Below are 22,209 nucleotides of genomic sequence, written 5' to 3' on the forward strand. Positions count from 1 at the left end.
CCGCGACATCCCAGCTGGGGAGCGTTGGTGCTTTCCATCCTGTATTTCGCGCTTGCCATCATTGGTCTTGCGATCGAGTTTTGGACGGAGCTGCGTTGATGCTGATGAAGCGCGGACTGACCAAGCAGGAAGCCGCCGAATATTGCGGCTGTGAGACGCTGGCAGCGTTCGACGGCTGGCGCCAAAAGGGCATTGTGCCTCCGGCGATCCCTGGCACCAATCGATGGGATCGAAAGGCCCTGGACGCCGCTCTTGACCGCGCGTCAGGCCTTGTGACCGACAACCGCGACCTCTCGCCGTATCAGCTCTGGAAGGCGCGGAATGCGGGGTAAGCGAAAGCCATTCAAGCTCAAGGGCATCAAGCGCGTCACGAAGAGGCTCGCGGACGGCTCTGTTAAGGTCTACCTCTACCATCGACCGACCGGTGAGCCGCTCGACCCCAACGATCTGGTTCAGAGCTACGCGGCCGCTGAAAAGAAGGTGGTCGTTCGCGGACGGCATACCTTGCTTGCGCTGATCCGAAGGTTCGACACCTCAACCTATTTCGACGGCTTATCCGAGACGACCCGCAGAGAATATCATTGGAAGCTGAAGCGCGTTGAAGCTCGTTGGGGATCTTGCCCCATCGATACCTTCAACGATCCTGACGACGCTCTCGAATTCAGGAAAGATGCGCTCGCTTGGCATGACGAATTGGGCAAGACGTCGCGCCGTTCGGCCGACAACCTCATGGCGGCGCTGGCGCGCATCCTCTCCTTCGCCAAGGAGAACAGCGAGATCAAGCATAACCCGCTCGACACGTTCCGGCGGCTCTACAAGAACGACCGTTCCGAAATGGTCTGGTCGGACGAGCTGCAACAGCGCTTCATCGAAACCGCCCGGCCGGCGATGGTCACGGCCCTCTACGTGGTCCGCAACACCGGCCAACGCGCCGCCGACATCCGGCAATTCCCTTGGGTGAAGTACGACGGCGAACGCATCGAGGTCCGACAAAGCAAGAGCGGGAAGCTGATCAAGATCCCGGCGACGCGCGAGCTGAAAGCGCACCTCGACAGCCTGCCGCGCCGTGGCGCCCTGGTGCTGCTGACGCCGACCGGGAAGGCGTTCACCAAGCGCTATTTCAACGAATGCTGGCGGGAGGACGCCGACAAGATCGGCGCAGGCGAGCTGAATTTTCATGACCTTCGTGGCACGGCGGCAACACGACTCGCGGAGGCCGGCGGCACGGCCATGGAGATTGCCTCCGTTCTCGGATGGTCGATCGAGCGGGCACAGCGAATCATCGCCACGTACATTGCGCGTAGTGGCGTCCTGGCTGCGAACGCGATCGCGAAGCTCGAGGAGCATCGAGATAAGCACGCAAGCTCGGCACCTGCGCAGAACGTCTCGGGCACAAAAAGTGGAAACTGAATGGAAACTGCCCCGGTTAGAAACCGAGGCCAGTTTTCTATGCCATTGATTTTTCAGATAAAAAATGGTCGGAGCGGCGGGATTCGAACCCACGACCCCTAGTCCCCCAGACTAGTGCGCTAACCGGGCTGCGCCACGCTCCGATGCCCCTCCTCTAACCGTGATCCGGCCGCGGCGCAAGGCATGGACTCGCACGTTCCACGGCCGGCGAGCAAAGCTCGCTGGGAATAGCGTTCCTGGCGAACCTGGCCCTCGGTGCGAACAATAAGGCAAGGCCGGAGCGGCGAACCCAAACCCGCCGCACCGGCCTCACTCCGCCTCATCGCCGTCACGAACCGAACCGGCGGCCAAGGAGCCGCCGCCCCCGCCCCGGTTTCAGAAGCGATAATTCACCCCGACCGTGACGGTGTGGATCTGATCCCTCAGATTCATGCCGGAGACGGTCACGTCCCTGGCGACGTCAACCAGCGTCATGGTGTGCCGGCCGAAGTCGTAATAGTTGTATTCTAGGTTCACCGACCAATGCGGCGCGAATAGCCACTCCGCGCCGGCGCCGACGGTCCAACCGGTGCGCGTGCTGGTCGCCGTCGGGGCGACAGCGGGACCTCCGGGGATCGTGAACGCATCGACGACCTTTTCCCGGGTCCAGGCCGCGCCGCCCCGCCCATAGATCAGCCAGCCCGGCGCAAAGCTGTAACCGAGCCGAGCCGTGGCCGAGGCCAGGAAGTCATTGCTGAGGCTGAACTGCGCCGGCACCGTCACGCCGGTCGCGAAATTCGTGACCGAGGCAGCCTGTGTGCTCTTCAGGCTGGACCAGGCGGCCCGCCCCTCGGCGCCAATGACCCAATTGGGCGCAAACTGGTAATCGCAGCCGACCTGGCCGCCGCCCACGAAGCCGGTCGAGCTGAAGCTATTGGCCTGACCAAATACGTTGGTGGTGCGGTCCTGGCTCACGGCGGCTCCGAGGTGTCCGCCGACATAGCAGCCGGTCCAGGAGAAGGCCTCGACCGGCGGGGGCAACCGTGGCGCCTTTACTGCCAGGTCGGCAGCGAAGGCGGATGACGTTGCAGAGATCGCCGCCAGCACGGCGACAGAGAGGAAGCTACGCATAACCAAAACTCATCCCTCACAGAAACATTGTGCAAACCAAGTAGCACTTGGTCGCCACGATTTCTGTATCGGGCCCGCAACATGCGCGTTGAGGTTGTTGTTCCCACGGTAGCGGCTTGGCGGCCGAAAGATGATCGGTCACGCTCTCAGTGTGGCATAGCGTGGCAATTGCGGCACAGCTCGGCGACGGCCGGACCGATTCCGGCTAGCCGTCCTTCATCGCGCGGTCGAGCAGTTGGCGGCAATCGACCAGCTCTTTCAAGACGCCCTCGAGCCGCTCGCGGTCCTCGGCCTTGATGCCGGCACGGGCCGGCGGTCCGACCCGGAAGGTGTCGAGAATATCGTCGTCGGTCTCGACGAAGCGGAAATCGATGCCCTCGTCCTCGGAGGCTTCCTGCTCCTCGTCCTCAGCGGTTTCGACCTCCAGCTCCTCCTCGGGATGGTCGGTCTCCATCAGCGCCTGGCCGAGCGTCTCCTCGATCGCCCCGAACGAGACCGCCGCGGATGCGTCCGCCAGTCCCTGTACGGATTTGACGCCGTGCTCCTTCAGGATCCGCTGCACGCCGCGGATGGTGTAGCCCTCGCCGTAGAGCAGCCGGCGGATGCCCTTGAGCAGATCGACATCGTCGGGCCGGTAATAGCGGCGGCCGCCGCTCCGCTTCATCGGCTTGATCTGAGCGAACCGGGTCTCCCAAAACCGCAGCACGTGCTGCGGAATGTCGAGTTCCTGGGCGACCTCGCTGATCGTTCGAAAAGCATCCGGCGCCTTGTCCAAATGCCCGTTCCCCTTCGATCGTGCTGACAAGAAATTACGCTGGTTCGAACTATGACTCAGATTCGGCTGATTCGGACCGGTTCCATGGCCCGAGATCGCAACTTTGCCGCGTGGGCGCCGACGGCTATTCCGTCTCGGCGCCGACCTGGTCCGGCTGCGCCTCGCCGTTCATCTTGCCGGCCCCATGGCCGTTGATGCGCTGCTTGAGGATCGCCGACGGCTTGAACACCATCACCCGGCGCGGCGAGATCGGCACCTCGGTTCCGGTCTTGGGATTGCGCCCGATGCGCTGCCCCTTTTTGCGTACCATGAAGGAGCCGAACGACGACAGTTTCACCGTCTCGCCCCGCTCCAGACAATCGGTGATCTCTTTCAGCACCAGTTCGACGAACGCCGAGGACTCCGTCCGCGACAACCCGACCTTCTGATAAACTGCCTCGCAGAGATCAACGCGTGTGACCGTCTTTCCTGTGCCCACCATCGCCCGCCCCACCTCTCGGCGAATAATTTTGCCACGAAATTAAGAGGTTAAGGGGCAATGGTCAACAGCAGCGTGACCCCGGCCGATGCGAAAAAGCAGGATTCCGGCCGGCGTTAAGGGAGCGTTCAGCCTACCAGCGCAGCAGCGCCGAGCCCCAGGTGAAGCCACCGCCCATCGCTTCCAGCAGCACCAGATCGCCGCGTTTGATCCGGCCGTCCTTCACCGCAACGTCGAGCGCCAGCGGAATCGAAGCGGCCGAGGTATTGCCGTGCCGGTCCACCGTCAGCACCACTTTCTCCGGGGCGATATGCAGCTTGTGCGCAGAGGCATCGATGATTCGCTTGTTGGCCTGATGTGGCACGAACCATGTGACGTCCTCGGCGGTGACGCCGGTCGCATTGAAGGCATCGACGATGACGTCGGTGATCATGCCGACCGCGTGCTTGAACACCTCCCGCCCCTCCATCCGGAGATGGCCGACAGTCTGCGTCGAAGACGGACCGCCGTCGACATAGAGCTTCGATTTGTGGCGGCCATCGGAGCGCAGATGCGTGGTCAGCACGCCACGGTCGGCGGAGGTGCCCGGCTGGTCCTGCGCCTCCAGCACCAAGGCGCCGGCGCCATCGCCGAATAGCACGCAGGTACCGCGATCGTTCCAGTCGAGAATGCGCGAGAAGGTCTCGGCGCCGATCACCAGCGCGCGCTTGTAAGCGCCGGTGCGCAGGAAGTTGTCGGCGGTGGCGAGCGCAAACACGAAACCGGAGCAGACCGCCTGCAGGTCGAACGCCGCACCATGCGTGATGCCGAGCCCGTTCTGAACCGCGACCGCGGTCGCCGGAAAGGTATTATCCGGCGTCGAAGTCGCAAGCACGATCAGCTCGATCGACTGCGGGTCGATATCGGCGGAGCGAAGCGCGGCGCGCGCCGCATTGATCGCGAGATGCGAGGTGAACTCGCCGTCGGCGGCGATATGGCGCTGATGAATCCCGGTACGCTGAACGATCCACTCGTCGGAGGTATCGATGCGGCTTGCCAGTTCGGCATTGGTCACGATGCGCTGCGGCAGGTATGAACCACAGCCGAGCACCACCGAACGTTTGATCACGAGACAGGCTCCTGGTCGGTCGGTACGGAGGCCAACGCACCGCCGTCGCGATTGAGTGTTTGATTGATCTTGGTCAGGAGATCGTAGCGGGCCATCTCATAGCCAACATTGACCGCAGAGGCAAAGCCCTCGGCATCGGTTCCGCCATGGCTCTTGACCACGATGCCGTTGAGGCCAAGCAGCACGCTGCCGTTGGACTTGCCCGGATCCAATCGATTGCGCAGCGCGCGGAATGCGCTGCGCGCGAGCAGATAGCCGATCCGCGCCCGCCACGTGCGCTCGATCTCGCTGCGCAGATATTGCGTGATCTGGCGCGCGGTTCCTTCCGCGGCCTTGAGCGCGATGTTACCGCTGAAACCTTCGGTCACGACCACATCGGCGGCGCCCTTGCCGATGCCGTCCCCCTCGACGAAGCCGATATAATCGAGCTGCGGCAGATTCATCGCGCGGAGCAACTCCGCCGCCTCGCGGATCTCCTCGTGTCCCTTCATCTCCTCGACGCCGATATTGAGGAGACCGACGCTCGGGCGCGGATTGTTGAACAGCACGCTCGCCATTGCCGCGCCCATCGCCGCGAGTCCCACAAGGTGGCGGGCATCGCCGCCGATGGTGGCGCCGAGATCGAGCACCACGGATTGGCCGCGCATGGTCGGCCAGATCGCCGCCAGCGCCGGCCGATCGATGCCGGTCAGCGTGCGCAGGCAGAACCGCGCCATCGCCACCAGCGCGCCGGTGTTGCCGGCGGAGACCGCAACATCGGCCTCGCCCTTTTTCACGGCCTCGATCGCAAGCCACATCGACGATGTCTTGCGGCCACGTCGCAGCGCCTGGCTCGGCTTGGCATCATTGCTGACGGCGACGTCGGTGTGGATCACGCGCGAGGCCGCCTTCAGGGCGGGGTGCCGGTCGAGCTCAGGGACGATCTTGGCGCTGTCGCCGAACAGCAGGAACTGCGTGTCGGGACGGCGGGCCAGCGACATCGCCGCACCGGGAATCACGACAGCCGCGCCGACGTCCCCGCCCATGGCGTCCAGCGCGATTCGAACCTTTTGCGGCATGACGTCCCGGAAACCTGATCTCTTAAGCGAGCCTCGTGAAGGAACACCCCGGCACGTGGAGAGGCCCGCACCCATCCGGGTGCGACAAGGTCACCCGGCCCGGCCGGACAATAGCGTCTCCGGATGCCGAAACAACCTCTTGACCTCACGCGATTTTCTGCCCGCCGGTAGCCACGGGCACAAGCTCACAGCCGATTCCCTCAACTGTTCCAATGCATTATGGCCGCTTTACGAGGATTGGTGCCAAAGCCTCCGCGCAACTGTCTTGTGCGCAAAACAATGTCACTTGTCGTTCGCCTTGCCCGTGGGCTTGTTGGGGCGGGCTTTGCCTTCGCTCGCCCCGCCGACCGGGTTGAGCGCTTTCAGCGCCGCGAAAGGATGATCTTCGGGATTTGCGGCGGTGACAGCCTGCTCGAACACGGCGCCCGGCTTGCGCGGATAGGGATCGATGCCGAGAAGCAGGGCGTCGGTCGCCAGGCGTGCGAGGTCGATCTGGCCGTTCAGAATCGGCTCTGGCGGGTCGGGCACTTCGGCATCGCTCTCGCCATTGTCGTCCACGAGGTCGGCCAACTGCGGAATCTGCTCCGGTGGCGCGAACATCTGGTCGATGGGCTCATCGATCTCGCTCTCGATCGGATCCAGCGTCACCACGCAGATCTGCCCGACGCGCGCGCGGACCCTGCCCTCGACATGGACCTTGCCATCGCGCTTCAAGAAGACGTCGAAGGAGGCGTGAGCCGAGATCACCTCGGGCAGGTCGGCGATTTCGGCCATGGCGGCACGGGCGGCCGGATCGGCCTCGATCTCGCGATGCAGTCCGGCTTCCGGAATCTGGGCCACGATCACCGGGGGCGCGCGCCATGGCTCCCGCGGAGCGGGTTTCGGGGCGTCTCTGTCTGCTCTGCTCATCCAGCTCAATCCTGCTCCAGCGGCGCGGGGAAGGTCCAAGCGGCCCGCAACAGCGCCGTGTCGTCAAGCGCCGCGAGGCTTGCCGCCACCTTGCTCGCATAGACCGCAAGGCGCTGCGCGCTTTCGGGGTGCTTCCCATTCAAGATATTCTTCTGCAAGGCGTCCGCCAGACGCGGCTCGCCATCCTGCCAAGCGAGGTCGTAAGCCGCGGTGCGGCCATAGAACGCCTCGCCAAAGGTGCGCATGCGCCGGGGCACGGCGAGGTCCCCCACTCCCATTTCGCGCAGATTCGCGTCCATATCGTCGCAGAAATGGTCGAACAGAGCCTGCGACAGCTCCGTTCCGCCGCTGGCCGTGCGCAGCCGCAGCAAGACCAGCCAGAGGTGGAGGATCAAGAGATCGAACCGGCCATCCACCGTATCAGGCACACCCAAGTGTTTATAAAACAAGGGTTCTCGGGCCTGCGCCACGATCATGCCATAGATCGGCTCAATGGTCGCCCGCGGGGACAGCCGAGATTTCCTGACATGGTTGAACGGCCAAAACATCGACGGTTCCGCTCCTTGCCCCCTGCTTGCGGAGGCATGTTGCAATCGGCGGGCTTGCCCGGTACGTCAACCCCCGGCCCGACGCAAGGGGACGGGATCCGTTCTTGAAAAGATGACCCAGACAATGCGAATGACTGCCCGCACGTTCTCTCGCGGCCTGAGTGCCCGTTTGCGTATCGCAGGCGCCGTGGCGCTCACCTGCCTCGTGCTCTGTGCCTGCACCGGCGAACAGTTCCAGAAGGGCTACATCCTGCCACCGGGCGCGCTCGAGCAGATCCCGATCGGGGCGAGCCAGGACCAGGTGCTGATCGTGATGGGGACGCCGTCGACCGTCGCGACCCTCGACGGCGAGGTCTTCTATTACATCTCGCAGCGCGCCGAGCGTCCGGTCGCCTTCATGAATCAGAAGGTCGTCGACCAGCGGGTGATCGCAGTCTATTTCGACAAGAACCGTCAGGTGCGACGGCTCGCCAATTACGGCCTGAAGGACGGCAAGATCTTCGACTTCATCAGCCGCACCACGCCGACCTCGGGCCAGGAGCTCAGCTACCTGACGCCGCTGTTCAAGCTGCTCAGCTTCAACTGACGGCGAAGCCGGAGTCTCGAGATTATCGATCGAGATGCCGGTTCGCGCGCACCGGCAGGACAGCGAAGACATCAAAAACCCCGCGGCTCACACCGCGGGGTTTGTCATTCAGGAGGCGCCCGCCGACCTCAGTGTGCCAGGATCGCGAGCAGCAGCAGCGCGACGATGTTGGTGATCTTGATCATCGGGTTCACCGCGGGCCCGGCCGTGTCCTTGTAGGGGTCGCCAACGGTGTCGCCCGTCACCGCCGCCTTGTGGGCGTCGGAGCCCTTTCCGCCGTAATGGCCGTCCTCGATATACTTCTTGGCGTTGTCCCAGGCGCCGCCGCCCGAGGTCATCGAGATCGCCACGAACAGTCCGGTGACGATGACGCCGAGCAGCATCGCGCCCACGGCCGAGAACGCCGCCGACTTGCCGGCCGGGCCGCCGCCCGCGATCGCATAGATCGCGAAATAGACGAAGATCGGCGACAGCACCGGCAGCAGCGACGGGATGATCATCTCCTTGATCGCCGCCTTGGTCAGCAGGTCCACGGCCCTGCCGTAGTCCGGCTTGTCGGTGCCCTGCATGATGCCGGGCTTCTCCCGGAACTGGCGGCGCACTTCCTCGACGATGGCGCCGGCGGCACGGCCGACCGCGGTCATGCCCATCGCGCCGAACAGATATGGCAAGAGGCCGCCGAACAGGAGACCCACCACCACGTAAGGATTGTTCAGCGAGAAGTCCGGATTGACGCCCTTGAAGTAGAGGTGGTTCGCGGAGTCGGCGATGAAGAACTTGAGGTCCTGATTATAGGCCGCGAACAATACGAGAGCGCCGAGACCGGCGGAGCCGATCGCATAGCCCTTGGTGACCGCCTTGGTGGTGTTGCCGACCGCGTCAAGCGCGTCGGTGGACTTGCGCACCTCCTTCGGCAGGCCCGCCATCTCGGCGATGCCGCCGGCGTTGTCCGTCACCGGGCCGAACGCGTCGAGCGCGACGATCATGCCGGCCAGCGACAACATGGTCGTGGTGGCGATCGCGATGCCGAACAGGCCGGCGAGGCTGTAGGTGATGAGGATGCCGGCGATGATGACGAGCGCAGGCAGCGCGGTCGCCTCCATCGAGATCGCGAGCCCCTGGATCACGTTGGTGCCGTGGCCGGTGACCGAGGCGGCTGCGATCGACTTCACCGGACGATATTCCGTGCCGGTGTAGTATTCGGTGATCCAGATGATCAGCCCGGTGACGACAAGGCCGACGATGCCGCATTCGAACAGCGCCATGCCGGTGAACTCGACGCCCTCGAGCTTGCCGAAGCCGACCAGCCAATAGATCACGAACGCCACGCCGACCAGTGACAGGACGCCGGTCGCGATCAGGCCCTTGTACAGCGCCCCCATGATCGACTGGCTGGGGCCGAGCTTGACGAAGAAGGTACCGATGATCGAGGTGATGATGCAGATGCCGCCGATCGCCAGCGGCAGCGTCATCATGTCGGCGAGAAGCAGCGTCTTGGCAAAGAAGATCGCCGCCAGCACCATCGTCGCGACCGCGGTCACCGCATAGGTCTCGAACAAGTCGGCCGCCATGCCGGCGCAGTCGCCGACATTGTCGCCGACATTGTCAGCGATGGTGGCGGGATTGCGCGGATCGTCCTCGGGAATGCCGGCCTCGACCTTGCCGACGAGGTCGCCACCAACGTCGGCGCCCTTGGTGAAGATGCCACCACCGAGACGGGCGAAGATCGAGATCAGCGAGGCGCCGAAGCCCAGCGCGACCAGCGCATCGACCACGGTGCGGCTGTCGGGCGCGAACTTCATGAACTGGGTCAGGACCATGAAATAGATCGTCACGCCGAGCAGCGCGAGACCGGCGACCAGAAGCCCGGTTATGGCGCCGGACTTGAACGCAAGCTCCAGCCCGCCGGCGAGCGAGGTCGTCGCAGCCTGCGCGGTACGGACATTGGCGCGGACCGAAACATTCATGCCGATGAAGCCGGCCGCACCGGACAGGATCGCGCCGATCGCAAAGCCGATCGCCACCAGCGTGCCGAGGAAATAGGCCAGGAGCAGGAAGATAACGACGCCGACGATCGCGATCGTCGTGTACTGACGGCGCAGATAGGCCTGTGCGCCCTCGCGCACCGCGGCCGCAATTTCCTGCATGCGTGCGTTCCCGGCGTCCGCCTTCAGGACCGACGACGTGGCCCAGATCGCGTAGACGACCGCAAGCGCTCCGCAGAGCACGATCACCCATAATGCTGACATGTAGTTTCCTCGGCTTTCTGCTTCCAGCTTATACCCACGTATCGCCGCGGTTGTGCGACGCACGCGCCCCATATTCGGCCGCCCACTTGCGGGGAGGTCCTAAACGGCCTCGACCTTGCCAAAATCGCCATCATGGCGCAACGCCGCGAAAGCCGAACCGCTGTAAAATCGGTCAGCCTTTCGTCGGACGATGCGGGCGCGAATGGGTGTCAGAAGTGACTGAAGGACAAGTGCTTCAAGCTGATCTCGGCGCCCCGTCCATCCAGAAAGCGGGGACGAGCCATTCCCGCAACGACGGTACCGATCTCGGTGACCGCGACACCGACGCGTCCGGCCGCCGCCAGAAATCCGTCGCGCTGCGCTGCAGGAACCGTACAGAGAATCTCATAATCGTCGCCGCCGGAAATCAATGTCTCGATCCGCGCCGCACCAAGGGTGAGCAAAGCGGTGGCTGCGGACGAGGTCGGAAGACGTGACAGTTGGATGTCGGCGCTGACACCGGAGGCGGCGCACAGCTTGGCGAGGTCGCCGGCCAGGCCGTCCGAGACATCCATGGACGCCGTCGCAAAATCCCGGACCGTCGCGGCCAAGGCGTTGCGCGGTTGCGGCACCCGATAGCGTCCGACCAGCATCTCGCGCGCGGCAGGATCGCTCGCAAGCGCCTTGGCCGCGGCGCCGCCCTTGAGCACGTCGAGGCCGAGCACGGCATCCCCGATCGTCCCGGTGACAAAGACGCCATCTGCCGGCATGGCCCCGAAGCGGTGCACCATGCGGCCCGAAGGCACCCTGCCCCAGGCCGCAATCGAGATCATCACCGGTCCCGGCGTCGAGACGGTGTCGCCGCCGAGCAGCGGACAGCCGAAGCTTGCGGCATCCTCGCCGAGCCCACGGGCGAAGGCGCTGAGCCAGGCATCATCGGCTTTGCGCAGCGCCAGCGTCAGGACGAAGCCGGCCGGCGTCGCGCCCTTGGCTGCGAGATCGGAGAGATTGACCCGCAGCGCCTTCTTGGCGATCGCATCAGGCGGATCGTCGGGCAGATAGTGGACCCCCTCGACGATAGCGTCGGTCTTGACCACAATATCATCGCCATCGGCCTTGATGATCGCGGCGTCATCGACGAGGCCGAAGGCACCGGGATCGGTCGCCAGCGGCTTGAAATAGCGCGCGATCAGGGAATCTTCGCCGGAGGGAGGGTCATGGGTCATCAGTTCCCTCGCCGCGCCACATTGTCAGCGCTCGGCTTGACCGGGCGATCAAGCACGCCGCGGCCCGTCCGTATCCCTCGAATGTCTCTGGAATACTGGTTCACCCGCCTTCGCGGGTGATGACAGCCGAATAAACCGGTTGGTTCCGAACCGTTCCGCAACGATTGTGCTCCGGCCCAATGCATCCAACTACTTCTGCTCGAACTCGTCACCGCGATATTGCCGCGCGAGCTGATCGAGCACCGCATTCACCATGCCGGTCTCGTCACGCTCCACGAAAGCATGCGCGACATCGACATATTCGGACACGACGACGCGCGCCGGAATATCCTTGCGATGTTCGAGCTCATAGGCGCCGGCGCGCAGCACCGCGCGCAGGATCGCCTCGATCCGCTTCAGCGGCCAGCCGCGCGACAAAGCCTCGTCGAGCACCGGATCGATCTTCTTCTGATCGCGCACCACGCCGGAGACGATATCCCGGAAGAAGGCAGCTTCGGCCGGCAGATATTGCTCGCCCTCGACCTCATTGCCGATCCAGTGGCTCTCATATTCGGCGAAGATGTCGTTGATGCCGGTGCCGCCGATGTCCATCTGGTAGAGCGCCTGCACGGCGGCGAGCCGCGCCGCCCCGCGGCGATTGGCCTTGCGATCGGGGCCCTTGTGCTTGGTCTCGGTCTTGTTCCTGGGCTCGGCCATGGATCAACCTCTGGCAAGGCGGCGCTTGATGCGCAGCATCGCGAGCGCGGCACGTGCCGCGTCGCCGCCCTTGTTGAGCTCGGCAGCGCGCGCCCGTGCCCAGGCCTGCGCCTCGGTGTTGACGGTGAGGATGCCGTTGCCGAGCGGCAGCCGCCTGTTGACCGCGAGGTCCATCAGCGCGCGTGAGGATTCGTTGGACACGATCTCGAAATGGATGGTGTCGCCGCGGATCACGCAGCCGAGCGCGATCGCCGCGTCATAGGGCTTGCCGTGGCTCTCCGCCGCGTCCAGCGCGATGGCGATCGCGGCCGGGATCTCCAGCGCACCGGGGACCGTGAGCACGTCATGCGTGACGCCGGCCCCCTTCAGCTCGGCCACCGCCCCTTCGAGCAGCGCGTCCTGGATGTCGTCATAGAACCGCGCCTCCACGATCAGCGCCCGGGCGCCGGAAATGTCGGTCTGGTCCTTCAATGGGGCGCGCCGCGCGTCTGCCATCAGTATGTTTCCATCGTCATGGTGCCTCACCCGGAGGAGCGGCCAATTGGCCGCGTCTCGAAGGGGCGGATGAATTTCGGCCTCATGGTTCGAGACGGCGCTTTCGGAGCGCACCGTCCGCCGACAACCTCGCGACCGGTCGGCCTGCTCGGGTGCATGCGCCTCCTCGCCATGAGGGTTGGCCTTGTAAGCGTGGCCGCCGACAATGCCAAGGAAAAGCTATCTCATCTCCGCCAGGCGCGCCGCGTAGCGCGCCATGAGGTCGACCTCGATATTGACCTCGGTGCCTGCCTGCCAGGACGACAACGTGGTCACCTCGAGCGTATGCGGAATGATCAGCACCGAGAACGTCACATCGTCCACCGTGTTGATCGTCAGCGACACGCCATCGAGCGTCACCGAGCCTTTCGGCGCGATGAAACGGGCAAGCTCGCGCGAGGTCTTTAGCACGAAGCGCGCCATGTCCGGCAGATCCTCGCGGCTCACGATGGTCGCGATCCCGTCGACATGGCCGGCGACGATATGGCCGCCCAACTCGTCGCCGATCTTCAACGCCCGCTCCAGGTTCAACCTGGTGCCGACCTTCCAATGTTTCGCCGTGGTCAGCGCCAGGGTCTCGGCGGCGGTATCGACCTCGAACCAGGTCTTTCCATCGGCAATGCCGGATTGCACAACTGTCAGGCAGACGCCGTTATTGGCGATCGAAGCGCCATCGGCGATCCCAGCCCGGTCGTAATGGCAGGCAACGCGCAACCGATGCAGCTGGCCCTGCGCCGTCGGCGTCAGGCTCAGGATCTCACCCACATCGGTGACAATGCCGGTAAACATTTAGGTGCGCTCATAAATCGTGAGGGTGTCGGTATCGAGCGTCTCGCTAGCACGAACCCGGTAGGCCGGCGACTGCGTGATTGCGGCGAGCGGCAATGCACTCAGCGCAGCGATCCCATCCGCCCCGACCGGCTCAGGTCCCCGCAGCAGCCAGATTTCATCGACCAGGCCGCTGGCCATGAAAGAGGATGCCACCTGGCTGCCACCCTCGACCATCAGGCGGGTGACGCCGCGTTCGGAGAGCGCGCGCAGGACGGCCGCGAGGTCAAGCCCGGGCGACGGGCAAGGCGGCATCCGGATCACCTGCGCGCCCGCCGCGCCGAGCCGAGTGGCCGCCGCAGCCTCCGCCGTTTCGGCGCAGGCCAGCCAGAGCGGCGTCGCGCGCGCCGACCGCATCAGCCGGCTGTCTACCGGAATGCGCAGCGCCGTGTCGAGCACCACCCGCACGGGCGATCGGCTCGCCATGCCCGGCAAGCGGCAGGTCAGAAGCGGATCGTCGGCGAGCACCGTGCCGATGCCGACCAGGATCGCATCGCATTGGGCGCGGAGCAGGTGAACGCGTGTCCTGGCGGATTCGCCGGTAATCGCCACCGGCTTGTGGCCGGCCGCCGCGATCTTGTCATCCGCGGAGACCGCCAGCTTGAGGATGACATGCGGGCGCCCATCGCGGACGCGGCGGAAGTGACCGGCGTGGTCACGCGCCGCGTCAGCCGAACACAGGCCGACCTCGACCTGGATGCCGGCAGCGCGCAATTTCGCATGGCCCTGCCCTGCAACCTCCGGATTGGGATCTTCGATCGCCGACACCACTCGCGCGACGCCGGCGGCAATCACCGCATCCACACAGGGCGGCGACTTTCCGAAGTGCGAGCACGGTTCGAGCGTCACATAAAGCGTGGCGCCTTTTGCCGCTTCGCCGGCGCGCCTGAGCGCCTCGGGCTCCGCATGCGGACGCCCGCCGGGCTGGGTCCAGCCGCGCCCGACGATGATGCCATCCTTGACCACCACGGCCCCGACCGCCGGATTGGGCCAGGTGCGGCCCAGCCCACGCTGCCCGAGCGACAGCGCCAGTTGCATGAAGCGGCGGTCGGCTTCCTTCTGCGCGCGAAGCTTCTCGCCGACCTGGTCGATCAGCACGCGAAAGATCATTTGCGGACCGGCGCGAGCCGCGGCGCGTCGTCCTCGGAAGACAGCTCGCCGAGAACCGCCTCGAAATCCTTGGCTTCGCGGAAATTGCGATAGACCGAGGCGAAGCGGACATAGGCGACGTCGTCGAGCTGACGCAGGTGCTCCATCACGATCTCGCCGATCGCCTCCGACGACACCTCCGCCTCGCCGCCGCTCTCGAGCTCGCGCACGATCGCCGAAACCATCTTCTCCACGCGCTCCGGATCGACGGCGCGCTTGCGCAAGGAGATTTGCACCGAGCGCATCAGCTTGTCGCGGTCGAACGGCACGCGGCGACCGTTGCGCTTGATCACGGTGAGTTCGCGCAGCTGCACCCGCTCGAAGGTGGTGAAGCGAAAGTTGCAGGAGAGGCAGACCCGCCGCCGCCGGATCACCGAGGAGTCCTCGGTGGGCCGGGAGTCCTTCACCTGCGTATCGAGGCTGTTGCAGCTGGGGCAGCGCATCTAGTGCTCCGATTCCGAAGTTCGCATCGTCTCGCGGCCACCTTCTTTTGCGAACTTCGGCATCAAAGCAGCACTAGCGACTTTCGATTTTCGTGCGGCTTTGAATCCGAAGTTCCGACAAGCGGGTGCGGCAAAGATGAGGAAAGTTCAAATCCGCCGCACCAGTTGAGCCTTACTGATAGATCGGGAAACGATCGGTCAGCGCCTTCACCTTCTGCTTCACGGCGGCCTCGACCAGCGGCGCGCTGCCGTCCGGCGCCTGCGCGATCGCGTTCAGCACCTCTGCGATCAGGCCGGCAACCTCCTGGAATTCGGCGACGCCGAAACCACGGGTGGTCGCCGCCGGCGTCCCGAGACGGAGGCCAGAGGTGACGAAGGGCTTCTCCGGATCGAACGGGATGCCGTTCTTGTTGCAGGTGATTCCGGCCCGGACCAGCGCCTTCTCCGACACGTTGCCCTTCAAGCCCTTCGGCCGCAGGTCGACCAGCATCAGATGGTTGTCGGTGCCGCCGGAGACGATGTCGAAACCGTGGGCGCGCAGGGACTCCGCGAGCGCCTTGGCGTTCTCGACGATGTTCTTGGCGTAGGCCTTGAACTCGGGACGCAGCGCCTCGGCAAAGGCCACCGCCTTGGCCGCGATCACGTGCATCAGCGGGCCACCCTGCAGGCCCGGGAAGATCGCGGAGTTGAGCTTCTTGGTCAGGGACTCGTCGTTCCACAGGATCAGGCCGCCGCGCGGGCCACGCAACGATTTGTGCGTCGTCGTGGTTACGACATGGGCGTGCGGCACCGGCGAGGCATGGACGCCGCCGGCGACGAGGCCGGCGAAGTGCGCCATGTCGACCAAGAAGTAGGCGCCGACGCTGTCGGCGATCTCGCGGAAGCGCTTGAAGTCCCAGGGGCGCGAATAGGCGCTGCCGCCGGCGATGATCAGCTTCGGCTTCACCTCTTCGGCCTGCTTGGCGACCGCGTCCATGTCGATCAGTTGGTCCTCGCGCCGCACCGTGTAATGCGAGGCCTTGAACCATTTGCCGGACATGTTCACCGGCGAGCCATGGGTCAGGTGACCGCCCGCCGCGAGGTCGAGGCCCATGAAGGTGTCGCCAGGCTGCAAGAGCGCCAGGAACACCGCCTGGTTCATCTGGCTGCCGGAGTTCGGCTGCACGTTGGCGAAGTTGGCGCCGAACAGCTTCTTGGCGCGGTCGATCGCGAGGTTCTCGGCGACGTCGACCCATTCGCAGCCGCCATAATAGCGCGCGCCCGGATAGCCTTCCGCATATTTGTTGGTCATCACCGAGCCCTGCGCTTCCAGTACGGCCCGGCTGACGATGTTCTCGGATGCGATCAGCTCGATCTCATGCCGCTGGCGACCGAGTTCGCCCTTGATGGCTGCCGCGATCTCCGGATCGGCCTCGGCGAGCGTGGCGGTGAAGAAGGAATCGGGGGCGGATGAGGGCTTGGCGCTGGTGGCTGTCATCGGCGAAATATCTCCGCGGCCGCAAGCCTTTAGCGGATTGCGGTCGGTTTCTCGAGGCGGTCGGAAAGAACTCTTCGCCATTACCACACCGGCCGGGTCAGGCCAAGCGGTTGCGGTCAGGCCTCCGATTTATGCCAAGATATGGTGGACGGGCACGCGCTGAAAGCCCTCGGCCCTGGGAGGCTCCGGCCGCGCCAACCGCCGTCAGGCCCCGCCGCACATGTGCTGGTCGTCGGGCATCTTCCAGGCCTGATTGGTCCGGAGATTCGTGGTCTCGTAGACACGACCCCGGTCATCGCCGGGCGGACAATCCTTCGGAATGGAGATGAGGCAGAACCGAACCTTGTCGCCCACTTTCGAGCCAGCAAGCGCAGCATCCCACTCATACGACACCTGCGTGTCCTTGTTGGTGTAGCGAACATAGCTGCCGGGATCGATCACACCCCTCTTGATCGGTTTCCGCGAGAGCTTCTCCCCGGAGCGGTCCGCGATCTCGGCGATCGTTCTCTCCGCACATTCGCCGACCTTGGTCGGATTTGCGACCAGGACCGGCTCCGCGGCGGCCGTGGCGTTGCCAACGGCATCGGCAGTTGGCGACGCGTTCTGGGAACAGGTCGAGATCAACAAGAGCGGAATGTAGAATGCGCGCGACAACCCCAGCATCGGTGCCCCCAACACGAAAACCTGTATGAAGCGGTCGCTTCATACAGGTTGTGTCTGTGCCGATGCAATCGTTTTGCGTGGGGGTAGGCTCAAAGCCCCGTATAGCCCGCCTTCACCGGATCGACGCGGCCATCGAGCTGGCGCAGATAGGTCAGGCCACACACGGTGAGCCGGTGTGGGTCGCGCTCGCCGGCTTCGAACAACGTCTTCACGTAGTCGGCCACCTTGCGCCGCGCCTCTTCGCTCGCCGCAGAGGTACGGTTCGCGAGCAGGTCGTAGGTGTGCATGATGCGATCGATCGCAGCTTCCATGGGGTCCCCTTCAGTCAGGCGGCGTCGCAGCCTCGAACATTGCGATCGCCATGTTGGCGAGCTTCAGCTTGTTGAACTCGCCGCGTTGAAACAGGAGAACGATGATGTCGACCAGGTGGTCGTTGGGCTGGAACGTGTCGGGCATGCCGCCTGAGCGGCGCAAGTAGTTCGCAGCGATGGCATAAGCATCGCTTACGACCTCCGCACTCATCGCCTGCATGCCACGTTCAACCAGCATCGTTCGTCCTCCGGCGCGGTGGGACAACCCCGCTGACGCCGATCTGGTTCCAATGCGCAACGGGAGTTTTCCGCGAACGCAAAAGACGAACGCGCCGGCTCGCATCACGAGCCGGCGCGCCGGGACATGTCAGGTTGTACAGCAAGGCGCTTTGCGGGCGCGCCCCCGCCCGACCTTGTTTGACTGCGATCAGAGCCGATAGAGGATCTGATCGGTCCAGAAGCGCTCGAGCCGGTGCAGCGACTTATTGAGCGTGGCGAACTCCTCGTTGGAGATGCCCCCCACCTGCTCCACCGTCTTGACGTGCTTCTGATACAGCGCCTCGACGATCTTGCGGATCTCCTGACCCTGCGGCGTCAGGCGGATGCGCACCGAGCGGCGGTCGACGCGCGAGCGCTGATGATCGAGGAAGCCGAGTTCGACCAGCTTCTTCAAGTTATACGAAACGTTGGAGCCGAGATAATAACCGCGGGTGCGCAGCTCACCGGCGGTCAGCTCCTTGTCGCCGATGTTGTAGAGCAGCAGAGCCTGAACCGAGTTGATATCAGAGCGACCGCGGCGATCGAACTCGTCCTTGATGACATCGAGCAGGCGGCGGTGCAGCCGCTCCACCAAGGTCAAGGCTTCCAGGTACGCCGACTGCACGGTGCCCTGGGGCGCGCGCTCAGTCTCCACGGCCGTAGCAACGGCTTTCATCATGACACTTCCCCTGTCGTCGTTTTTGTCGACTTATTCGACGAAACTTTTGTCCCGTCTGATAAAACGAGCTTAAGGGGGCCGATTTGAATATCGGCTTAAACAAGAGCATAAATACAGAATGAATTTAAGAGAGTGAATTCTCTTTTAAGCCAGCGATTAAAGCACTTTACGCAAGACTCCATTGACGGTGAGCGTGTGATGTTCGCGCTTTGTCCCAAGCCCTGTCACATTCCAAAACAGGTGCATCGCCCCGCGCTAAGGAGCGCGTAACAGCTGTGGCGACGGACTTTAAGCTGTTCGAAACGTTACCCGCAACCCAGAGACGAGATCGAGACGCAAAGCTCATTGCGCACAACCTCACGATGCCGAGACCGTTAACGCCGCTATGGCGGACGTTCCCGTGCCGCCATCCAGGCCAACACGAGATAGGCCGCCAGCATGACGGCTTCGCCCCCGACCACGATCAGGCTGCCGCCATAGATGGCGGGGAACATCAACTCGATCACCGCCATCGAGACCACGGTGGTCAGCCAGACCACCGCCCCCCAGGGCGTGGCGAGCCACAGCCCGACCGCTGCGACCAGCTCGATCACGGCGAAATAGACGGTTGCCGCCTGCCAGGCCATGGGCTGGTTCTCGAAAGCCTCGTCCTCGCCCCCGATGAAGCCTGTCACCTGGGCCCAGTGATAAAGCCCCTTGGCGATCGACAGCATCGCCATCACCCGCAGGAACAGAACGAGGCGCCGCGTCCAGACGTTATCGTCGCTGTCCGGACGCTCCGACGACAGCGCTGCAACCGACATGGCGCCATCGCGCGGCAGATCCCGCGGGGTGGGAATTTCAGGCATCGAGACCTCGTCTGATCGGGCAAATGGCCTTCATGTGGCCCCTTTCGGTCATGCGTGGCGCGCGATTATCGGTGAGCTGCTGCGTCAAAATGAGCGGGCAGCTTGCGCGAGGTCAAGTGACGCCGCGCGGTCAAGGTGCTACAGAAATTTGGAATTACAACAAGTCAAATCAGCCGGCCGGCAACCTCCTCCAGGAGAGAGACTCTTATGGCGATCAAATTCGGGCGTCCGATCGAAGTGCGCGACGTTGCGCGCAATGTCACCACCACCGTGGCTCCTTCCCTCGATCTGACCATCCGTCCCCGCCGCAACCGCAAAGCCGAATGGGCCCGTCGCCTGGTGCGGGAAAACGTCCTGACCACTGACGATCTGATCTGGCCGCTGTTCGTGGTCGAGGGCCAGAAGACCCGCAGCGTGGTCGCGTCGATGCCCGGCGTCGATCGGCTGAGCGTCGACGAAATCGTCCGCGACGCCGAGCGCGCGGTCAAGCTGAACATCCCCTGCCTGGCCCTGTTCCCCTATACCGATCCCTCGCTGCGCGACGAGAACGGGTCCGAGGCCTGCAACCCGGACAATCTGGTCTGCCAGGCCGTGCGTGCCATCAAAGCGGAGTTCCCCGACATCGGCGTGCTCTGCGACGTCGCGCTCGATCCCTTCACGAGCCACGGGCATGACGGGCTGATCAAGGATGGCCGGATCCTCAACGACGAGACGGTGGCGGTCCTGGTCAGGCAGGCGCTGGTGCAGGCCGAAGCCGGCTGCGACATCATCGCGCCGTCGGACATGATGGACGGCCGGGTCGGCGCCATCAGGCAGGCGCTCGATCAAGCCGGCTTTCAGGACGTGCAGATCATGGCCTACGCCGCGAAATATGCCTCTGCATTCTATGGTCCGTTCCGCGATGCGATCGGTTCGGCCAAAGCGTTGACCGGCGACAAGCGCACCTATCAGATGGACAGCGCCAATTCCGACGAGGCCCTGCGCGAGGTCGAGCTGGATATCGCCGAAGGGGCCGACATGGTGATGGTGAAGCCCGGCCTGCCCTACCTCGATGTCGTCCGCCGCGTGAAGGACACGTTCGCGATGCCGACCTTCGCCTATCAGGTCTCCGGCGAATACGCGATGATCGCGGCGGCCGCGAATAATGGTTGGATCGACGGCGATCGCGCGATGATGGAGAGCCTGTTGGCGTTCAAGCGCGCCGGCGCCGACGGCGTGCTGACTTATTTCGCTCCACAGGCGGCGGAAAGGCTGCGGCAGCAGAATTCGTAGTTCTGCAACTCCCGAGGCTGCCGGAGACCGTGAACCCGTCCGGCGCTCCTGGCGCAGCCCCGGAATTGCCTGAATATTTGCGACGGCATCTCGCCGCACGCCCTTGCAAGGCCGGAGGCGGTTCCCATGTCCTGCTTGCCAATCGGGAGGACAATCCATGACCTATACGGGCTCGGGTGGTAGCCGCTGGGGCGGTGGCGGACCGGATATTCGGCCTCACGCGTTTGATCCCGCTCTGCAGCCGGAGCTGTTTCGCGGCGTGCTGTTGCGACGCATGGTCGCGTTCCTGATCGACCTGGTCGTGCTCGCGATTCCAGTGGTCCTGGCCGTGATCTTCATCGCGGTGTTCGGCCTCATCACCCTTGGGCTCGGCTGGGCGCTGTTCTGGCTGATCTCACCGGCATCGGTGATCTGGGCGCTCGTCTATTACGGCAGCACCATCGGTGGTCCGCATTCCGCCACCATTGGCATGCGCCTCATGGATCTCGAACTCCGCACCTGGTACGGAGCACCGGGCTATTTCGTGCTCGGCGCCGTGCATGCAGTCTGTTTCTGGATCTCGATTTCGGTGCTGTCACCGTTGGTGCTTCTGCTTGGGCTCTTCAACAGCCGCCGGCGGCTGCTGCACGACTTCCTTCTGGGAACCGTGATCGTCAACACCTCGGTGCGCTCGCAACGGGTTGAGCCGGTCCGCACCTATTGACTCATCAAACCGATTGACCGGCAGCGTCCGGAGCGCAATTCTATCGATCATCGCTTTGGAGGCTGATGAGCATCCTTGACCCAGCATTCGCGTGATACCCCGCAATTCTACCTGACGGCGCCCTCGCCTTGCCCCTATCTACCGGGGCGGCAGGAACGGAAGGTCTTCACGCATTTGGTCGGCGACAAGGCGACCGATCTCAACGACCTCCTCACCCATGGCGGCTTTCGGCGCAGCCAGTCGATCGCGTATCGTCCGGCCTGCGACCAGTGCCGGGCCTGCGTCTCGGTGCGGGTGATCGCGAATGAGTTCCGAGCCTCGCGCAACTTCCGCAAGGTACTCGCCCGCAATGCCGACCTCGTCGGCGAGCAGCGCAGCGCCGTCCCCACCTCGGAGCAATATTCGATCTTCCGCAGCTATCTCGACCAGCGGCACCGGCACGGCGGCATGGCCGACATGACGGTGCTGGATTACGCCATGATGGTCGAAGACAGCCATGTCGAGACCCGGATCATCGAATATCGCCGGCGCAATCCAAGCAACGGTCCGAACGGACGGGGCGGCGAGCTCGTCGCGGCGGCGCTCACCGATGTGCTCAGTGACGGCCTGTCCATGGTCTATTCGTTCTTCGATCCGTCGGAGATCTCGCGCTCGCTCGGCACCTTCATGATCCTCGACCATATCGCCCGTGCGCGACGGCAGGGCCTGCCTTACGTCTATCTCGGTTATTGGATCGAGAGCTCCCAGAAGATGGACTACAAGAGTCGCTATCTGCCGCAGCAGCGGCTGGCCGCAGCCGGCTGGCTGCGCGTGGATGCCGAAGGGCACACGGCGCCGGAGCCGCAGGATTGAAGCAGGCCGATTGGCGAATAGGGAGTAGCGAATGGTTCGTTTCCCTACTCGCTACTCCTC

General features: G+C 64.2%; 26 protein-coding genes and 1 tRNA gene. 6 read left to right on the plus strand and 21 right to left on the minus strand.

What is annotated here, in order from left to right; genetic code table 11:
* The first annotated feature begins 98 nt into the window (after nucleotides 1–98).
* Together QX034_RS32950 and QX034_RS32955 are read left to right on the plus strand one after the other, a co-directional pair.
* A complete protein-coding gene (locus tag QX034_RS32950) occupies nucleotides 99–332 on the plus strand; it encodes a hypothetical protein (protein WP_316196320.1) in 234 nt (77 codons plus the stop codon).
* 172 nt (nucleotides 333–504) lie between these two features.
* Complete coding sequence (locus QX034_RS32955) at nucleotides 505–1,410, plus strand: tyrosine-type recombinase/integrase (protein WP_316196321.1); 906 nt, start codon at nucleotides 505–507, stop codon at nucleotides 1,408–1,410.
* A gap of 65 nt (nucleotides 1,411–1,475) precedes the next feature.
* Here the strand turns inward: QX034_RS32955 and QX034_RS32960 are convergent.
* From QX034_RS32960 to QX034_RS32995, 8 genes are all read right to left on the minus strand, one after another.
* A tRNA-Pro gene (locus QX034_RS32960) sits at nucleotides 1,476–1,553 on the minus strand.
* Between the two features lie 232 nt (nucleotides 1,554–1,785).
* A complete protein-coding gene (locus QX034_RS32965; RefSeq protein WP_315703386.1) occupies nucleotides 1,786–2,520 on the minus strand; it encodes a porin family protein in 735 nt (244 codons plus the stop codon).
* A 205-nt stretch (nucleotides 2,521–2,725) separates the two neighbouring features.
* A complete protein-coding gene (locus tag QX034_RS32970; RefSeq protein WP_315703385.1) occupies nucleotides 2,726–3,295 on the minus strand; it encodes a MerR family transcriptional regulator in 570 nt (189 codons plus the stop codon).
* 124 nt (nucleotides 3,296–3,419) lie between these two features.
* Entirely contained in the window at nucleotides 3,420–3,776 is a 357-nt protein-coding gene (locus QX034_RS32975) for an integration host factor subunit alpha (RefSeq protein WP_315703384.1), read from the minus strand.
* Between the two features lie 130 nt (nucleotides 3,777–3,906).
* Complete coding sequence (locus QX034_RS32980) at nucleotides 3,907–4,881, minus strand: beta-ketoacyl-ACP synthase III (protein ID WP_315703383.1); 975 nt, start codon at nucleotides 4,879–4,881, stop codon at nucleotides 3,907–3,909.
* Nucleotides 4,878–5,939 (minus strand): phosphate acyltransferase PlsX, encoded by a 1,062-nt coding sequence (gene plsX, locus QX034_RS32985; RefSeq protein WP_315703382.1) that lies wholly within the window; start codon nucleotides 5,937–5,939, stop codon nucleotides 4,878–4,880. The genes QX034_RS32980 and plsX overlap by 4 nt, the downstream gene beginning before the upstream one ends.
* A gap of 282 nt (nucleotides 5,940–6,221) precedes the next feature.
* Nucleotides 6,222–6,848 carry a DUF177 domain-containing protein gene (locus QX034_RS32990; RefSeq protein ID WP_315703381.1) on the minus strand — a complete coding sequence of 209 codons (627 nt, stop codon included), beginning with the start codon at nucleotides 6,846–6,848 and terminating at the stop codon, nucleotides 6,222–6,224.
* A 5-nt stretch (nucleotides 6,849–6,853) separates the two neighbouring features.
* Nucleotides 6,854–7,396, minus strand: a complete 543-nt coding sequence (locus QX034_RS32995) for a ubiquinol-cytochrome C chaperone family protein (protein WP_315703380.1) — start codon at nucleotides 7,394–7,396, stop codon at nucleotides 6,854–6,856.
* Between the two features lie 124 nt (nucleotides 7,397–7,520).
* Here QX034_RS32995 and QX034_RS33000 point away from each other — a divergent pair, with 124 nt between their 5' ends.
* Nucleotides 7,521–7,982 carry an outer membrane protein assembly factor BamE gene (locus QX034_RS33000; RefSeq protein ID WP_315703379.1) on the plus strand — a complete coding sequence of 154 codons (462 nt, stop codon included), beginning with the start codon at nucleotides 7,521–7,523 and terminating at the stop codon, nucleotides 7,980–7,982.
* A gap of 128 nt (nucleotides 7,983–8,110) precedes the next feature.
* Here QX034_RS33000 and QX034_RS33005 read toward each other — a convergent pair whose 3' ends face one another.
* From QX034_RS33005 to QX034_RS33065, 13 genes are all read right to left on the minus strand, one after another.
* Nucleotides 8,111–10,231, minus strand: coding sequence for a sodium-translocating pyrophosphatase (locus tag QX034_RS33005; protein ID WP_315703378.1), 2,121 nt, complete (start codon nucleotides 10,229–10,231; stop codon nucleotides 8,111–8,113).
* A 209-nt stretch (nucleotides 10,232–10,440) separates the two neighbouring features.
* Nucleotides 10,441–11,436 carry a thiamine-phosphate kinase gene (gene thiL / locus QX034_RS33010; protein ID WP_315703377.1) on the minus strand — a complete coding sequence of 332 codons (996 nt, stop codon included), beginning with the start codon at nucleotides 11,434–11,436 and terminating at the stop codon, nucleotides 10,441–10,443.
* Nucleotides 11,437–11,625: 189 nt separating this feature from the next.
* Complete coding sequence (gene nusB / locus QX034_RS33015; protein WP_315703376.1) at nucleotides 11,626–12,132, minus strand: transcription antitermination factor NusB; 507 nt, start codon at nucleotides 12,130–12,132, stop codon at nucleotides 11,626–11,628.
* Between the two features lie 3 nt (nucleotides 12,133–12,135).
* Entirely contained in the window at nucleotides 12,136–12,627 is a 492-nt protein-coding gene (gene ribH, locus QX034_RS33020; protein ID WP_315703375.1) for a 6,7-dimethyl-8-ribityllumazine synthase, read from the minus strand.
* A gap of 219 nt (nucleotides 12,628–12,846) precedes the next feature.
* Nucleotides 12,847–13,455 (minus strand): riboflavin synthase, encoded by a 609-nt coding sequence (locus QX034_RS33025; protein ID WP_315703374.1) that lies wholly within the window; start codon nucleotides 13,453–13,455, stop codon nucleotides 12,847–12,849.
* Complete coding sequence (gene ribD, locus QX034_RS33030; RefSeq protein WP_315703373.1) at nucleotides 13,456–14,604, minus strand: bifunctional diaminohydroxyphosphoribosylaminopyrimidine deaminase/5-amino-6-(5-phosphoribosylamino)uracil reductase RibD; 1,149 nt, start codon at nucleotides 14,602–14,604, stop codon at nucleotides 13,456–13,458.
* Entirely contained in the window at nucleotides 14,601–15,086 is a 486-nt protein-coding gene (nrdR, locus tag QX034_RS33035) for a transcriptional regulator NrdR (protein ID WP_315703372.1), read from the minus strand. The genes ribD and nrdR overlap by 4 nt, the downstream gene beginning before the upstream one ends.
* A 172-nt stretch (nucleotides 15,087–15,258) precedes the next feature.
* The gene (glyA, locus tag QX034_RS33040; RefSeq protein ID WP_315703371.1) at nucleotides 15,259–16,563 is read right to left on the minus strand and encodes a serine hydroxymethyltransferase; all 1,305 of its coding nucleotides are present in this window, start codon (nucleotides 16,561–16,563) and stop codon (nucleotides 15,259–15,261) included.
* A 204-nt stretch (nucleotides 16,564–16,767) separates the two neighbouring features.
* Nucleotides 16,768–17,226: a hypothetical protein gene (locus QX034_RS33045; protein WP_315703370.1), complete on the minus strand. Its 459-nt coding sequence runs from the start codon at nucleotides 17,224–17,226 to the stop codon at nucleotides 16,768–16,770.
* An 89-nt stretch (nucleotides 17,227–17,315) separates the two neighbouring features.
* A complete protein-coding gene (locus QX034_RS33050) occupies nucleotides 17,316–17,537 on the minus strand; it encodes a hypothetical protein (protein WP_315703369.1) in 222 nt (73 codons plus the stop codon).
* A 10-nt stretch (nucleotides 17,538–17,547) separates the two neighbouring features.
* Nucleotides 17,548–17,775, minus strand: coding sequence for a hypothetical protein (locus QX034_RS33055; RefSeq protein WP_315703368.1), 228 nt, complete (start codon nucleotides 17,773–17,775; stop codon nucleotides 17,548–17,550).
* Nucleotides 17,776–17,964: 189 nt separating this feature from the next.
* The gene (gene ldtR, locus QX034_RS33060) at nucleotides 17,965–18,474 is read right to left on the minus strand and encodes a transcriptional regulator LdtR (RefSeq protein ID WP_315703367.1); all 510 of its coding nucleotides are present in this window, start codon (nucleotides 18,472–18,474) and stop codon (nucleotides 17,965–17,967) included.
* A gap of 383 nt (nucleotides 18,475–18,857) precedes the next feature.
* On the minus strand, nucleotides 18,858–19,322 hold the full coding sequence (locus tag QX034_RS33065; RefSeq protein WP_315703366.1) for a DUF6163 family protein: 465 nt from the start codon (nucleotides 19,320–19,322) through the stop codon (nucleotides 18,858–18,860).
* A 207-nt stretch (nucleotides 19,323–19,529) separates the two neighbouring features.
* Between QX034_RS33065 and hemB the strand changes: the two genes are divergently transcribed.
* The 3 genes from hemB (at nucleotide 19,530) to QX034_RS33080 (ending at nucleotide 22,149) form a co-directional block, all read left to right on the plus strand.
* Complete coding sequence (gene hemB / locus QX034_RS33070) at nucleotides 19,530–20,594, plus strand: porphobilinogen synthase (RefSeq protein WP_315703365.1); 1,065 nt, start codon at nucleotides 19,530–19,532, stop codon at nucleotides 20,592–20,594.
* 157 nt (nucleotides 20,595–20,751) lie between these two features.
* Nucleotides 20,752–21,297: an RDD family protein gene (locus QX034_RS33075; RefSeq protein WP_315703364.1), complete on the plus strand. Its 546-nt coding sequence runs from the start codon at nucleotides 20,752–20,754 to the stop codon at nucleotides 21,295–21,297.
* A gap of 75 nt (nucleotides 21,298–21,372) precedes the next feature.
* Entirely contained in the window at nucleotides 21,373–22,149 is a 777-nt protein-coding gene (locus QX034_RS33080; RefSeq protein ID WP_315703363.1) for an arginyltransferase, read from the plus strand.
* Nucleotides 22,150–22,209 lie beyond the last annotated feature (60 nt).

The sequence above is a fragment of the Bradyrhizobium sp. SZCCHNR3119 genome, assembly GCF_032487775.1.
Taxonomy (GTDB): Bacteria; Pseudomonadota; Alphaproteobacteria; order Rhizobiales; family Xanthobacteraceae; genus Bradyrhizobium.